General features: G+C 72.1%; 13 protein-coding genes and 1 tRNA gene. 12 read left to right on the forward strand and 2 right to left on the reverse strand.

Annotated features, from left to right (window positions below):
- Positions 1 to 138 precede the first annotated feature (138 nt).
- The 10 genes from ACIGCK_RS11620 (at position 139) to ACIGCK_RS11665 (ending at position 10951) form a co-directional block, all read left to right on the forward strand.
- Positions 139 to 1890 (forward strand): nitrite/sulfite reductase, encoded by a 1752-nt coding sequence (locus ACIGCK_RS11620; RefSeq protein ID WP_396666272.1) that lies wholly within the window; start codon positions 139 to 141, stop codon positions 1888 to 1890.
- Positions 1887 to 2630 carry a phosphoadenylyl-sulfate reductase gene (locus ACIGCK_RS11625; protein ID WP_396666274.1) on the forward strand — a complete coding sequence of 248 codons (744 nt, stop codon included), beginning with the start codon at positions 1887 to 1889 and terminating at the stop codon, positions 2628 to 2630. Before ACIGCK_RS11620 ends, ACIGCK_RS11625 begins: the two co-directional genes overlap by 4 nt.
- Positions 2627 to 3580: a sulfate adenylyltransferase subunit CysD gene (gene cysD, locus ACIGCK_RS11630; RefSeq protein ID WP_396666276.1), complete on the forward strand. Its 954-nt coding sequence runs from the start codon at positions 2627 to 2629 to the stop codon at positions 3578 to 3580. The genes ACIGCK_RS11625 and cysD overlap by 4 nt, the downstream gene beginning before the upstream one ends.
- Positions 3580 to 4920: a sulfate adenylyltransferase subunit 1 gene (locus ACIGCK_RS11635; protein ID WP_396666278.1), complete on the forward strand. Its 1341-nt coding sequence runs from the start codon at positions 3580 to 3582 to the stop codon at positions 4918 to 4920. Before cysD ends, ACIGCK_RS11635 begins: the two co-directional genes overlap by 1 nt.
- Positions 4921 to 4999: 79 nt before the next feature.
- Entirely contained in the window at positions 5000 to 6067 is a 1068-nt protein-coding gene (locus ACIGCK_RS11640; protein WP_396666280.1) for an ABC transporter substrate-binding protein, read from the forward strand.
- A gap of 68 nt (positions 6068 to 6135) precedes the next feature.
- Positions 6136 to 6861: an ABC transporter ATP-binding protein gene (locus ACIGCK_RS11645; protein ID WP_396666471.1), complete on the forward strand. Its 726-nt coding sequence runs from the start codon at positions 6136 to 6138 to the stop codon at positions 6859 to 6861.
- Complete coding sequence (locus tag ACIGCK_RS11650) at positions 6851 to 7825, forward strand: ABC transporter permease (RefSeq protein ID WP_396666281.1); 975 nt, start codon at positions 6851 to 6853, stop codon at positions 7823 to 7825. Before ACIGCK_RS11645 ends, ACIGCK_RS11650 begins: the two co-directional genes overlap by 11 nt.
- Entirely contained in the window at positions 7822 to 8574 is a 753-nt protein-coding gene (gene cobA, locus ACIGCK_RS11655; protein ID WP_396666283.1) for a uroporphyrinogen-III C-methyltransferase, read from the forward strand. The genes ACIGCK_RS11650 and cobA overlap by 4 nt, the downstream gene beginning before the upstream one ends.
- Positions 8571 to 9968 carry an FAD-dependent oxidoreductase gene (locus ACIGCK_RS11660; protein ID WP_396666285.1) on the forward strand — a complete coding sequence of 466 codons (1398 nt, stop codon included), beginning with the start codon at positions 8571 to 8573 and terminating at the stop codon, positions 9966 to 9968. The genes cobA and ACIGCK_RS11660 overlap by 4 nt, the downstream gene beginning before the upstream one ends.
- Complete coding sequence (locus ACIGCK_RS11665) at positions 9965 to 10951, forward strand: NAD(P)/FAD-dependent oxidoreductase (RefSeq protein ID WP_396666287.1); 987 nt, start codon at positions 9965 to 9967, stop codon at positions 10949 to 10951. The genes ACIGCK_RS11660 and ACIGCK_RS11665 overlap by 4 nt, the downstream gene beginning before the upstream one ends.
- Before the next feature lie 57 nt (positions 10952 to 11008).
- Here the strand turns inward: ACIGCK_RS11665 and dcd are convergent, their stop codons facing one another.
- A complete protein-coding gene (gene dcd, locus ACIGCK_RS11670) occupies positions 11009 to 11614 on the reverse strand; it encodes a dCTP deaminase (protein WP_330170688.1) in 606 nt (201 codons plus the stop codon).
- 195 nt (positions 11615 to 11809) lie between these two features.
- Between dcd and ACIGCK_RS11675 the strand changes: the two genes are divergently transcribed.
- Positions 11810 to 11883, forward strand: a tRNA-Gly gene (locus ACIGCK_RS11675).
- 110 nt (positions 11884 to 11993) lie between these two features.
- Here ACIGCK_RS11675 and ACIGCK_RS11680 read toward each other — a convergent pair.
- Positions 11994 to 12854 (reverse strand): ribokinase, encoded by an 861-nt coding sequence (locus ACIGCK_RS11680; protein WP_396666289.1) that lies wholly within the window; start codon positions 12852 to 12854, stop codon positions 11994 to 11996.
- A 165-nt stretch (positions 12855 to 13019) separates the two neighbouring features.
- Here ACIGCK_RS11680 and ACIGCK_RS11685 point away from each other — a divergent pair, with 165 nt between their 5' ends.
- Entirely contained in the window at positions 13020 to 13985 is a 966-nt protein-coding gene (locus ACIGCK_RS11685) for a nucleoside hydrolase (protein ID WP_396666290.1), read from the forward strand.

The raw sequence follows: 13985 nt of genomic DNA on the forward strand, positions 1-13985 counted from the left end.
TGTGTCGGCGAATGTGTCCGATTGCTACGCCGCATAACGTCCCAGGTCGTCACGCGCTCGTCTCCCCCGGCGGGCTTCACGTACCGTGCAGGGATCGCCACACCGCGACGACCTCAACGACTGCGCGAAGAGGATGCTGTGACCCCTGACACGACGGACACCCCGGCCGCCCTGGCCGCGGCGACCCGGCCGCCCACCGAGGGCGCACGCGCGCGGCCGCCGCGCCCCTCGAGCAAGCCGAACGGCCAGTGGAAGATCGACGGCACGTCTCCCCTCAACGGCAACGAGGAGTGGAAGCAGGTCGACAACGGCCTGTCGGTGCGCGACCGCATCGAGAACATCTACGCAGCGGGCGGATTCTCCAGCATCGACCCCACCGACCTGCACGGCCGTTTCCGGGTCTGGGGGCTGTACACCCAGCGCAAGCCCGGCATCGACGGCGGGCGCACCGCGACGCTCGAGCCGCACGAGCTCGAAGACGAGTACTTCATGCTGCGCGTGCGCATCGACGGCGGTCAGCTCACGACGGCTCAGCTGCGCGTCATCGGGGGCATCTCGACCGAGTTCGGTCGCGACACGGCGGATCTGACCGATCGGCAGAACATCCAGCTGCACTGGATCCAGGTCGAGGCGATGCCGGAGATCTGGCGCCGGCTCGAGGCCGTCGGCCTCGGGACCACCGAGGCGTGCGGGGACGTGCCGCGGGTGATCCTCGGCTCGCCCGTCGCGGGCATCGCCGCCGACGAGCTGATCGATCCCACCGCGCAGATCGACGAGATCACCTCCCGCTTCATCGGCGACGAGTCGCTGGCCAACCTGCCGCGCAAGTTCAAGTCCGCGATCACCGGCCACCCGAGCCAGGATGTCGTGCACGAGATCAACGACGTCGCCTTCGTCGCGATCGACCACCCCGAGCACGGCATCGGCTACGACCTCTGGGTGGGCGGCGGGCTCTCGACCTCCCCGCGTCTCGGCGAGCGCCTGGGCGCCTTCGTCGCGCCGGAGCGGGTCGCCGAGGTGTGGCACGGCGTCGCCCAGATCTTCCGCGACTACGGCTACCGGCGCCTGCGCAACAAGGCGCGCCTGAAGTTCCTGCTGGCGGAATGGGGCCCCGCGAAGTTCCGTGAGGTGCTCGAGACCGCGTACCTCGGCGAGCCGCTGCCCGACGGCCCGGCGGCGCCGAAGCCCGCGACCCCCGGCGACCACGTCGGCATCCACCGGCAGAAGGACGGCCGGTTCTACATCGGCGTGACCCCGATCGTCGGCCGCGTGTCGGGTCCCGTGCTCACCGAGCTCGCCGACGTGCTCGAGGCCCACGGATCCGGGCGGCTGCGCACGACCCCCCACCAGAAGCTCGTCGTCCTCGACGTGCCCGAGGAGAACGTCGAGCCGCTCGTCGCCGAGCTCGACCGCCTGGGCCTGTCGGCCCGTCCGAGCCTGATCCGCCGCGGCACGATCGCCTGCACCGGCATCGAGTTCTGCAAGCTCGCGATCGTCGAGACGAAGGGGTTCGCGACGCAGGCCGTGCTCGACCTCGAGAAGCGCCTCGGGGGCCTCGACCTGCCGCATCCGCTCTCCCTGCACGTCAACGGCTGCCCCAACTCGTGCGCCCGCATCCAGACGGCCGACATCGGCCTCAAGGGCCAGCTCGTGACGATCGACGGAGAGCAGGTGCCGGGGTACCAGGTGCACCTGGGCGGCGGTCTCGCGTCCCGGGATCGCGAGAACCCGGGCCTCGGGCGCACCGTGCGCGGCCTGAAGGTGGCCGCCGACGGCATCGCGGACTACACCGAGCGGGTCGTGCGCCGCTTCATCGCCGATCGCGACGCGGCCGCCGACGAGACCTTCGCCCAGTGGGCCCACCGCGCCGAAGAGGAGGCTCTGCAGTGACCGTCTCACTCGCCCCTCGTGCCACCGCCCGCCGCACCGCCGACGAGCTGCGCGCCCTCGCGGAGCGCGGCAACGTAGAGCTCGGCAGCCTGACCGACCGTGAGGCCTCGCCCGCCGAGGTCGTGCGCTGGGTCGCGGAGAACTTCGGGGTGGATGCCGCCGCCGTCGCCTGCTCGATGGCCGACGCCGCCCTGCCCCACCTCGTCGCCGAGCAGCTCCCCGGGGTCGACGTGCTGTTCCTCGACACCGGATATCACTTCGCCGAGACCCACGCGACGCGCGACGAGGTGCAGCGCGCGCTCGACGTGCGCATCGTCGACGTGCTGCCGACGCAGAGCGTGGCCGAGCAGGACGCCGAGTTCGGCGCGAGGCTCTTCGCCCGCGATCCCGCCCTGTGCTGCGCGCGCCGCAAGGTGGAGCCGCTGCACGAGGCCCTCGGCGGGTACGAGGTGTGGTTCACGGGCGTGCGCCGCGACGAGGCACCGACCCGCACCCTCACGCCCCTCGTGACGTGGGACGAGCGCAACGGTCTCGTCAAGGTGAGCCCCGTGGCGGCCTGGTCGTTCGACGACCTCCTCGACTACGCCGGCGCGCACCGTGTGCCCGTGAACCTCCTCGTCACGAACGGGTACCCCTCGATCGGGTGCGAGCCGTGCACCAAGCCGGTCGCCCCCGGCGAAGACCCCCGGTCCGGCCGCTGGGCCGGGCTCGGAAAGACCGAATGCGGGCTCCACGTATGACCGACACCTTCACGAGCGACGTCGCGTCCGTCCGCTCGCGAGACGCCGCTTCCGCTCCGCGCCTCGACGCCCTCGACCTGCTCGAGGCCGAGGCGATCCACATCATCCGCGAGGTGGTCGCCGAGTTCGAGCGCCCCGTGCTGCTCTTCTCGGGCGGCAAGGACTCCGTGGTCGTCCTGCACCTGGCGGCGAAGGCGTTCTGGCCCGGGCGCGTGCCCTTCCCCGTGCTGCACGTCGACACGGGCCACAACTTCCCCGAGGTCCTGGCGTTCCGCGACGAGACGGTGGCGCGCCTCGGCATCCGCCTCGAGGTCGCCCGTGTGCAGGACTACATCGACGACGGGCGCCTGCACGAGCGCGCCGACGGCACCCGCAACCCGCTGCAGACCCTGCCGCTGCTCGACGCGATCGCCGCGGGCCGTCACGACGCCGTCTTCGGCGGCGCCCGCCGCGACGAGGACAAGGCCCGGGCCAAGGAGCGCATCATCTCGCTGCGCGACGAGTTCGGCCAGTGGGATCCGCGCAACCAGCGCCCCGAGCTGTGGAGCCTCTACAACGGCCGCCACACCCCGGGCCAGCACGTGCGCGCGTTCCCCATCTCCAACTGGACCGAGCTCGACGTCTGGCGCTACATCGAGCGCGAGGACATCCCCCTGCCCCCGCTGTACTTCGCCCACGAGCGCGACGTGTTCCGCCGCGACGGCATGTGGCGCGCGGTCGGCGAGGTGTCCGAGCCGCGGGCCGGCGAGGAGGTCGAGCGCCGCGTCGTGCGCTACCGCACCGTCGGCGACATGAGCTGCACGGGAGCGGTCGAGTCGGATGCGCTCGACACGGCATCCGTCGTCGCCGAGGTCGCCCGCTCGACCCTCACTGAACGCGGCGCCACGCGCGCCGACGACCGGATCTCGGAGGCCGCCATGGAGGACCGCAAGAAGGACGGGTACTTCTGATGACCGCGACCGTGCTCGCCCAGACATCCACGCTCTTCCGCTTCGCGACGGCCGGGTCGGTCGACGACGGCAAGTCCACGCTCGTCGGCCGCCTGCTGCACGATTCCAAGGCGATCCTCGCCGACCAGCTCGAGCAGGTGGCCCGGACGTCGGCCGAGCGGGGGTTCGCGCACGGCACGGGCTTCGATTTCGCGCTGCTCACCGATGGCCTCCGCGCCGAGCGCGAGCAGGGCATCACGATCGACGTCGCCTACCGCTACTTCTCGACCGGCACCCGCAGCTTCATCCTCGCCGACTGCCCGGGACACGTGCAGTACACACGCAACATGGTCACCGGCGCGACGACGGCGGATGCCGTGGTCGTGCTGATCGACGGGCGCAAGGGCGTGCTCGAGCAGACGCGTCGCCACCTCGCCGTGATCGCACTGCTTCGTGTGCCGCACGTCGTCGTGGCGGTGAACAAGATCGATCTGCTCGACTTCGCGGAGGACGCGTACGCCCCGGTCGAGGCCGACGTGCGCCGGGTCGCCGAGGGCCTGGGTATCGAGGACGTGCACGTGCTGCCGGTCTCGGCGCTCGAGGGCGACAACATCGTCGAGCGCTCCGCCCGCACCCCGTGGTACAGCGGTCCGGCCCTGCTCGAACTGCTCGAGACCCTGCCGGCGCAGGGCGACCTCGAGAGCGCCGAGGACGCCTTCCGCCTGCCCGTGCAGCTCGTGCTGCGGCCGCAGGGCGGGCTCAGCCCCGAGCTCGCCGCCGATCCCGCCCTCGCGGAGCGCTACCGCGACTACCGTGCCGTCGCGGGACGCATCTCGTCGGGAGAGGTGCGCGTAGGCGACGCCGTCGAGATCTTCCCGAGCGGGGTGAGCACGACCGTGACGGGGATCGAGGTCGCCGGCGCAGAGGTCGAGGCCGCGATCGCCCCGACCTCGGTCGCGCTGCGCCTGGCCGACGACGTCGACGCCGCCCGCGGGTCCCTCGTCGTCACGCCGGGCTCACTGCCCGCGCCGCGCCGCTCGCTCGAGGCCGAGCTGTTCCAGCTCGACGCGCGTCCGCTCGCGAGGGGCGCGCGAGTGCTCGTCAAACACGGCACCGCGACGGTGCAGGCCATCGTGCAGCAGATCACGTCGCGGTACGACCTCGACGAGCTCGTGCACGTGCCCGCCGACACCCTCGCCGTCAACGACATCGGGCGCGCGACGCTGCGCCTGGCGGCCGATCTGCCGCTCGAGTCCTACCGCGACAGCCGCGACGGAGGTTCGTTCCTCGTCATCCACCCCGCCGACGGCGCCACGCTCGCCGCCGGCATCGGCCTCTCCGCAGACACCGCGCAGGCCTGACGCGGGTCCGCCCCCACCGACCGATACCGACCACCCCCGCCGAGCCCCGGCATCCACCCCCCTCGAAGGAGGCGACACCGTGAACACCACTCGCACCGCGACGACGATCACCACTCTGGGAGTTGCCGCCTGCATGCTCGCGGCGTGCACTGCGGGATCGGGGGCGTCGGCCGCCGGTGACGACGTGACCGAACTGCGCCTGGGGTACTTCGGCAACGTGACCCACGCACCGGCGCTCATCGGTACCTCGCAGGGGTTCTTCGACGACGCCCTCGGCGATGTCGAACTGACGACGCAGACGTTCAACGCCGGTCCCGCGGCGATCGAGGCGCTCACCGCGGGGGCCATCGACGCCACGTACATCGGGCCGAACCCGTCGATCAACTCCTTCATCCAGTCCGGCGGCCAGTCCGCCCACATCGTCGCCGGCGCCACCACGGGAGGCGCCGCGCTCGTGGTGCGCGAGGGCATCGATGAGGTCGCCGACCTCGAGGGCACGACCCTCGCGACGCCGCAGCTCGGCAACACGCAGGACGTGACGCTGCGCAGCTGGCTGGCCGACGAGGGCTTCGAGACCGACATCCAGGGCGGGGGGGACGTGTCGATCACGCCCACCGACAACGCCCAGATGCTGACCCTCTTCCAGCAGGGCCAGATCGACGGCGCCTGGGTGCCCGAGCCGTGGGTCTCGCGGCTCGTCGAGGACGAGGGCGCTCACGTGCTGATCGATGAGGCCGAGCTGTGGGAGAACGGTGAGTTCCCGACGACGGTCCTTCTCGTGCGTTCCGACTTCCTCGAAGAGCACCCCGACGTCGTGACCGATCTGCTGGAGGGGCACATCGCCTCGATCGCGTGGATAAACGACAACCCCGGCGAGGCCCCGGCAGCGATCAACGCCGCGCTGCAGGCGGAGACGGGTCGCGGGCTCAGCGACGCGGTGCTCGCCCGCGCGCTCGAGCACGTGACCTTCTCGGTCAACCCGCACGCCGGGACCTTCGAGACGCTCGTCGACCACGGCCTCGCGGCCGGCACGCAGCGGGAAGGCTCGATCCAGGGCCTGTTCGACCTGCGTCTGCTCAACGAGCTGCGTGCCGACGCCGGCGCCGAGCCCGTCTCGGCCGCCGGACTCGGCGAGGACTCGCCGTGAGCGCGGCCGCCGCCCCCCGGCTCGGGCCGAGCTTCGACGAGGGCGCCTACTTCGGCACACCGCCCGCGGTGCGGATCCAGAAGGTCGGCAAGCGCTTCGGCACCGGTCCGCTCGTGCTGGATGGCGTGACCCTCGACATCGCCCCGGGTGAGTTCGTGTGCCTGCTCGGCGCCTCGGGATGCGGCAAGTCCACGCTGCTGAACCTCATCGCGGGCCTCGACCAGCCGAGCAGCGGCCTGATCGAGACGCCCCCCGAGGGCTCGTCGGTGATGTTCCAGGAATCCGCGCTCATGCCCTGGCTGAGCGCCCGGCGCAACGTCGAGCTCGCGCTCCGCCTGCGCGGCGTCGCGCGCGCGGAACGCCGCGCTCAGGCGATGGAACTGCTCGACACCGTCAACCTTGCCGATGCGGCCGAGAAGCGCCCGCACGAGCTGTCGGGCGGCATGCGCCAGCGGGTCGCGCTCGCCCGGGCACTCGCGCAGGACCGTCCCGTGCTCCTGATGGACGAGCCCTTCGCCGCGCTCGATGCGATCACCCGCGACCTGCTCCACGACGAGCTCGAGCGCGTCTGGCGCCGCACGGGCCGCACGGTCGTGTTCGTCACCCACAACGTGCGTGAGGCCGCGCGCCTCGGCCAGCGGGTCGTCCTGCTCTCCAGCCGCCCGGGTCGGGTCGCGGGCGAGTGGCGCATCGCACACACCGAGGGTCGGCGCATCGAATCACCGGAGGTCGCGGCCCTGTCGATCGAGATCACCGAGAAGCTGCGCAAGGAGATCCGCCGCAATGCCGCGTGATAGCCATCCGCCCTTGAGTGAGGAGCGCAGCGAAGGGACGAGACCCGAGGGATCGCTCTCCCCGGGTTCGCCTGCCTCCGCCCCCCCGACATCCCAGAACGACGAGGATCTGCGCAGCCTCGAGGCGGGACTGGATCGCCTGCAGACCACCGCGGAGCGACCCATCGGGCGCTTGCGCTCGGTGGCCGACAGCGTCGTTCCGCCGATCGTCTTCCTGCTCGCGCTGATCGTGCTCTGGCAGCTCTACGTGACGATCACCCAGCCGCGCCCCGACGTCGTGCCCTCGCCGCTCGCGGTGGTCGGGGCCCTCGGCGACGCCTGGGAGAGCGGTCGCCTGCAGACGGCCGTCGTCACGAGCCTCGAGCGTGGCATCGTCGGCTTTCTCATCGCGATCGCCGTCGGCACCCCGCTAGGGCTGCTGCTCGCCGAGGTGCGGGTGCTGCGACGGGCCATGGGTCCGCTGATCTCGGGCCTGCAGGTTCTGCCCTCCGTCGCGTGGGTGCCCGCCGCGATCCTGTGGTTCGGGCTCACGGACGCCACCGTGTACTTCGTCGTTCTGATGGGCGCGACCCCGTCGATCGTCAATGGACTCATCGCGGGCGTCGAGCAGGTGCCGCCCCAGCTGCGGCGGGTGGGCACGGTGCTCGGAGCCAACCGAACCCAACTGGCGACCCTGGTGATCATGCCTGCCGCGCTGCCGGGGTATGTCGCCGGCCTCAAGCAGGGGTGGGCGTTCTCCTGGCGCTCGCTCATGGCCGCCGAGATCATCGCCACCGGCGGGGCCATCGGATTCGGCGTCGGCGCGATGCTCGACCAGAGCCGCGAGCTCGCCGACATCTCCGGCGTCCTCGCGACGATCCTCGTGATCCTCGGGATCGGCATCCTCATCGAACTGCTCTTCTTCGCCCCGCTCGAACGACGGATGCTGCGTGGGCGCGGCCTGCTGCAGGGAAGGGCCCGATGACGACTCGGCTCGGACGCGTCACGCTCGTCGGCGCCGGCCCGGGCAGCGCCGACCTGCTCACGGTGCGCGGGCTGCGCGCGCTCGAGCGGGCCGACGTCATCGTCGCCGACCGCCTCGGGGCCCGCCCCGTGCTCGACGAGCTGGGCCTGGACACCCCCGTCATCGATGTCGGCAAGCTGCCCGGCCACCACGCGGTGCCGCAGGAGCGCATCAATGCCCTCCTGGTCGAGCTGGCCCTCGAGGGCAAGCACGTCGTGCGCCTGAAGGGCGGCGACCCGTACGTGTTCGGCCGTGGCGGCGAAGAGCTCGCCGCCTGCCGGGATGCCGGCATCCCCGTCGATGTGGTCCCCGGAGTCACGAGCGCGGTCTCGGTGCCCGCGATCGCCGGCATCCCGCTCACGCACCGCGGGCTCGCGACGGCGTTCTCCGTCGTCTCCGGCCACGACCAGCTCGGCGAGGTCGGCGGCGGGCGCGACCACACCGTCGTGCTGCTCATGGGCGTGGGCACCCTCGGCCACTCCGCCCACGTGCTCGCGCGCGGCGCCCGGGGCGCCGACTGCCCCGTCGCCGTCATCGAGGACGGATACGGCGAGCACCAGCGCGTCACGATCGGCACCCTCGGTACCATCGTCGCCCAGGCCGCGCAGCGCCGCGTGCGCAATCCGGCGGTCATCGTCGTCGGCGACGTCGTCACCCTCAGCCCCTACGCCCCGGAAGAACTCTCCGCCAGAAAGGCCGAAGCACTGTGAGCACCCTCAATCTCCGCGTCGCGATCGTCGGCGCCGGTCCCGCCGGCATCTACGCCGGCAACATCCTCTCCGGCCGCGTGGCCGACGCCGGCGGCACCGTCGAAATCGATCTGTTCGAGACCCTCCCCGCCCCCTACGGCCTGATCCGCTACGGGGTCGCGCCCGATCACCCGCGCATCAAGGGCATCGTCTCGTCGCTGCACGAGATGCTCGACTCGGGCGTCATCCGCTTCATCGGCAACGTGGAGGTCGGCCGCGACGTCGCCCTCGACGAGCTGCACGAGCGCTACGACGCCGTGATCCTCGCGACCGGGGCGATCCGCGACGTGCGACTCGACATCCCGGGCATCGACCTGCCGGGCTCCTACGGCGCCGCCGACTTCGTCGCCTGGTTCGACGGACATCCCGACGTGTCGCGCGAGTGGCCGCTCGAGGCCGCCGAGGTCGCGGTGATCGGCAACGGCAACGTCGCGCTCGATGTGGCACGCGTGCTCGCCAAGCACGCGGTCGACCTGCGCTCGACCGAGATCCCCGACAACGTGCTCGCGGGGCTCGAGGCCTCGGCCGTGACCGACGTGCACGTCTTCGGCCGCCGCGGTCCCGCCGACATCAAGTTCACGCCCATCGAGCTGCGCGAGCTCGGCGAAGTGCCCGACGTCGACATCGTGCTCTACGACGAGGACTTCGAGGGCGTCGACCCCGCCGCGGCATCCAACAACCAGCTCAAGGTCATGCTGCGCACCCTTCAGTCCTGGCGCGGTCGCGAGGTGGGCACCGCCTCTCGTCGCCTGCACCTGCACTTCTTCCACTCGCCCGTAGAGGTGCTCGGGTCCGAGCGCGTCGAGGGCGTGCGGTTCGAGCGCACGACCCCGACCGGCGACGGCAGCGTTGTCGGCACGGGCGAGCTGCGCGACATCCCGGTGCAGGCCGTCTACCGCGCCGTCGGCTACTTCGGCACGCCCGTGCTCGATGCCCCGTTCGACGAGGTGCGCGGCGTCGTCCCCAACGTCGAGGGGCGGGTGACGGATGCCGCATCCGCACTCTCCGCGGAAGACGGCGGCACGGCGGTGCGCGGGCTCTACGCGACGGGGTGGATCAAGCGCGGACCGGTCGGCCTCATCGGGCACACCAAGAGCGACGCGATGGAGACCGTCGCGCATCTCGTGGCCGACGCCGAGGCGGGCCTGCTCGCCGCCCCGACCGAGCCGGGCGACGTGCTCGAGCTGCTCGCCGACCGCGGCGTGGAGTACACGACCTGGCAGGGCTGGCTGGCCCTCGACGCGCACGAGCGCAACCTCGGCGCGAACCACGAGCACACGCGCGAGCGCGTCAAGGTCGTACCCCGCGACGAGCAGGTGCAGATCTCGCGCGCGGACGCGCTGACCCGGTCGTGAACGGATCGCCCGCGGCGGGCGGGGCGGAGGGGACGCCGCCTGTCGCGCCGACCGTCGTCGACGTTCTCGTCATCGGCGGCGGACCCGCGGGGCTCTCGTCAGCCCTCAACCTGGGACGGGCCCGCGCCGGCGTCGCGCTCGTCGACGCCGACCGCCCCCGCAACGCGGCGACGCTGCTCTCGCACGGGTTCCTCACGCGCGACGGCGTGCCCCCGCACGAGCTGCGACGCCTTGCACGCACGGAGCTCGAGGCGTATCCGGACGTTGTGGTGCACGGCCGCACGAAGGTCGTCGCGGTCGCGCGCGCCGACGGCCACCCCGACGGCGCACGCTTCGTCGCGACGCTGGAGGGTCGGCGCGCGCCCGCCACGATCGCCGCGCGCGCCGTGATCGTCGCGACGGGCCTGCGCGAGACCCTGCCGGCGGTGCCCGACATCCGCGGCTTCTACGGCATGTCGCTCTTCAGCTGCGCCGCGTGCGACGGCTGGGAGCTGCGCGACCGCCCCCTCGCGCTCATCGGCGAGAGCGCCGACCTCGCCGACCGGGCTCGCCTCATCGCGCGGTGGACGAACGCCCTCACGGTCTTCACGAACGGATCGGACGCGCTCGGGGTGGATGCCGAGGCCGAGCTGACAGCATCCGGAATCCGTGTCGAGCGCGCCCGCATCGCCGAGCTTCAGGGTGAGCGCGGGATGCTGTCGGCCATCGTGCTCGAGGGCGGCAGCCGGGTCGAGATCGCGGGCGGTTTCGTCCGCCCCGAATGGCAGTCGGCGCTGGAGTTCCTCGCTCCCCTCGCGCCCGACCTCGACGACGACGGGCACCTCGTCACCGACCGCTCCGGCCGCTCCAGCGTGCCCGGGCTCTACGGCGCGGGCGATGCCGCGGCTCCGGGCGCTCAGCAGCTGATCGTCGCCGCCGGTGCCGGCGCCCGCGTCGCCGCGGTCGTCGTGCACGACGCCCTCGGCGTCACGCAGGCTCACTGACGGCTGGGCTCGAGCGGCGCGGTGACGGTGCTGCCGCCGCTCGCTCAGCGACCGTGATCAGCCGCCGAGGGCCCCGGCATCCGACGTGCCGACATCGGTGCGGTGGAAGTTCTGGAACGAGCGGGATGCCGTGGGTCCGCGCTGGCCCTGATAGCGGTTGCCGTAGGGACCGGAGCCGTAGGGGTTCTCGGCCGGCGACGACAGCCGGAAGAAGCAGAGCTGGCCGATCTTCATGCCGGGCCACAGGGTGATCGGCAGGGTGGCGACGTTGGAGAGCTCGAGGGTGACGTGGCCCGAGAAGCCCGGGTCGATGAAGCCCGCAGTGGAGTGGGTGAGAAGGCCGAGGCGCCCGAGCGAGGACTTGCCCTCGAGACGAGCCGCGACGTCGTCCGGGAGGGAGACCTGCTCGAAGGTGGCGCCGAGGGCGAACTCGCCGGGGTGCAGCACGAACGGCTCCTGCGGGTCGACCTCGATGAGGCGGGTCAGCTCGGGCTGATCCTGGGCCGGGTCGATGAAGGGGTACTTGTGGTTGTCGAAGAGGCGGAAGTAGCGGTCGAGCCGCACATCGACGCTGGAGGGCTGCACCATCGCGGGGTCGTAGGGATCGAGGCCGATGCGGCCGCCGTCGAGTTCGAGCCTGATGTCGCGGTCGGAGAGCAGCACGGGCCCAGCCTACCGAGCGGGCGGGGGCGGATCGGGGCACGATCGGCGGCACCGCGCACAACACTCCGGACGTTCGCACCGAAACCGGACCGGATGGCGCCGGAAGCGACAGTTTCCGCGAATCTCTCCGGAGTGTTGTCCGCGCGTGATCGGTCCCGCCGCGTTTGTTATGCTGGCCGGACGCCGAAAGGCTCCGGGGATGTAGTTCAATGGCAGAACTTCAGCTTCCCAAGCTGATAGCGCGGGTTCGATTCCCGTCATCCCCTCCACTTTTCTCACCCCGTGGCCACAGGCTACGGGGCGGACTCCGAGGCGCGGGGCCGGCTGCTCGACACGCGCTGGGCCCGAATGTCGGTCGTGTCCCGGCGCGTCCCCGCGGTTATCCCGCGGGGTGCGCCCAGCGGTACGACTCCAGCGGACGCAGGGGCGGCTGCGCCCCCTCGTGCGTGACGGCATCCGCCCCCACGGCGCACGCTGCGCGCAGCGCTTCCTCGCGGCCCCACCCGGCGGCCAACGCCACCGTGAGCGCCGCGCAGAACGCGTCCCCCGCCCCGACCGCGTTGACGGCCCGCACGCGCGGCGCGGGGACGCGCACGACCTCGGCGCCGTGCTCACGCAGTGCCGCGCCCTCGGACCCGTAGGTGACGGCGACCAGGGCGGCTCGTTCGATCTCGGGCCGCAGCGACTCGTACTCGTGCTCGTTGACGATGACCAGATCTGCGCGCGCGAGCACCTCGGCCGGCAAGGCCGCGGCCGGCGCCGCGTTGACGGCGAGGTAGCCCGGCACCGCCTCCGCGAGCCGGGCGACGACGCCCATCGGGATCTCCAGCTGCGCGAGGACGACCTCGTCGGGCGCGAACCGCACCCCGTCGAGGCTCACGTCGGAATTGGCGCCGGAGCAGACGACGATCTGGTTCTCCCCCGACTCCTCCACCGTGATGAGCGCCGTGCCGGTGGGCTGCGCGCCGAGCCACACGTCGGCCGTCCCGACACCCGCCTCCTGGAGGTTCTCGAGCATCCGCTGTCCGTCGCCGTCGTCGCCCACCGCGCCGATCATGCGCACCGTCGCCCCGAGGCGCGCCGCCGCGACGGCCTGGTTCGCGCCCTTGCCTCCCGGATGCCGCGCGAGCGTTCCACCCAGCACCGTCTCGCCAGGACCGGGCAGCCGCCGCACGGCGGCGCTCACGTCGACGTTGATGCTGCCCACGACGGCGAGCGAGGGGAGGCGGGGGGAGCTCATCCGCCCATTCCACCACGCCGCTCCCACCGCCGAAGGATCCGCCCGCCCGCCCGCATGCACCCGGGGTCACTTTGCCCCCCACCCCGCACGCGCGATATAACCCTGAGAGCGAACCGGCGCCGCCGGAGAACGACAGCGTGGTCGACGCCCTCACGAAAGGTCACCATGTCTGCACCCGCTCGCCGCCCCGTCTTCCTCGACTGCGATACGGGCATCGACGACGCCGTCGCCCTCGCCTACCTGCTCGCCTCTCCCTCGATCGAGCTGGTGGGAGTGGGCACCGTCAGCGGCAACATCGACTCGGCGACCGCGGCACAGAACACCCTCGACCTGCTCGCCCTCGCCGGGCGCACGGACATCCCCGTCGCTGTCGGCGCGCACGACCACCTCTCGCACGGCTACGGGGGCGGCGCAACCCACGTGCACGGAGAGAACGGCATCGGGGGCGTCACGCTGCCGACGGCCACGCGCGCGCCGGAGGACGCCTCCGCGGTCGACCTGCTCCTCGAGCTCTCGCACCGTTACGCGGGCGACCTCCACCTGCTCACGATCGGTCCGGTGACCAACATCGCCCTGGCCCTGGCGGCAGACCCCTCACTGCCCGAGCGGATCGACGGAGTGACGGCGATGGGCGGAGCGGCCCTGTGCGCGGGCAACATCACCCCCGTCGCCGAGGCGAACATCGCCAACGACCCCGAGGCGGCCGCCGCGATGCTGGATGCCGCGTGGGACATCACGCTCGTGCCGCTCGACGTCACGATGGAGCACACGCTCGGGGAGGAGGACCGCGAAGCCCTGCTGGCATCGGCGAATCCCTTCACGCGCGCCGTCGGCGAGATGCTCGACCACTACTTCGACTTCTACCGACCCATCTACGGCGAGCGCGGCTGCGCACTGCACGATCCCCTCGCGGCGGCCCTCGCGGTGGGCGATGGCGTGACGGCGACGCGCGCGCCCCGGGTTCCCGTCATCGTCGACACGACGTCGGGCCCCGGACGCGGTCAGACGATCGCCGACCTGCGCGGTCAGCGCGCGCGCCCCCGCGATCACGAGGGCGTCCGCACGAGGATCGTCCTGGAGGTGGACCGCCCCCTCGGGCCCCACCTCGTCGACACGCTCACGCGATTCTGA

The organism is Microbacterium sp. NPDC078428, assembly GCF_044542535.1.
Classification (GTDB): Bacteria; Actinomycetota; Actinomycetes; order Actinomycetales; family Microbacteriaceae; genus Microbacterium; species Microbacterium limosum.

Coding starts and splice junctions, on each gene's coding strand:
- cysD (WP_396666276.1), top strand. CDS start 2,627: ATGACCGACACCTTCACGAGCGACGTCGCGTCCGTCCGCTCGCGAGAC.
- ACIGCK_RS11635 (WP_396666278.1), top strand. CDS start 3,580: ATGACCGCGACCGTGCTCGCCCAGACATCCACGCTCTTCCGCTTCGCG.
- ACIGCK_RS11650 (WP_396666281.1), top strand. CDS start 6,851: ATGCCGCGTGATAGCCATCCGCCCTTGAGTGAGGAGCGCAGCGAAGGG.
- cobA (WP_396666283.1), top strand. CDS start 7,822: ATGACGACTCGGCTCGGACGCGTCACGCTCGTCGGCGCCGGCCCGGGC.
- ACIGCK_RS11680 (WP_396666289.1), bottom strand. CDS start 12,854: ATGAGCTCCCCCCGCCTCCCCTCGCTCGCCGTCGTGGGCAGCATCAAC.
- ACIGCK_RS11685 (WP_396666290.1), top strand. CDS start 13,020: ATGTCTGCACCCGCTCGCCGCCCCGTCTTCCTCGACTGCGATACGGGC.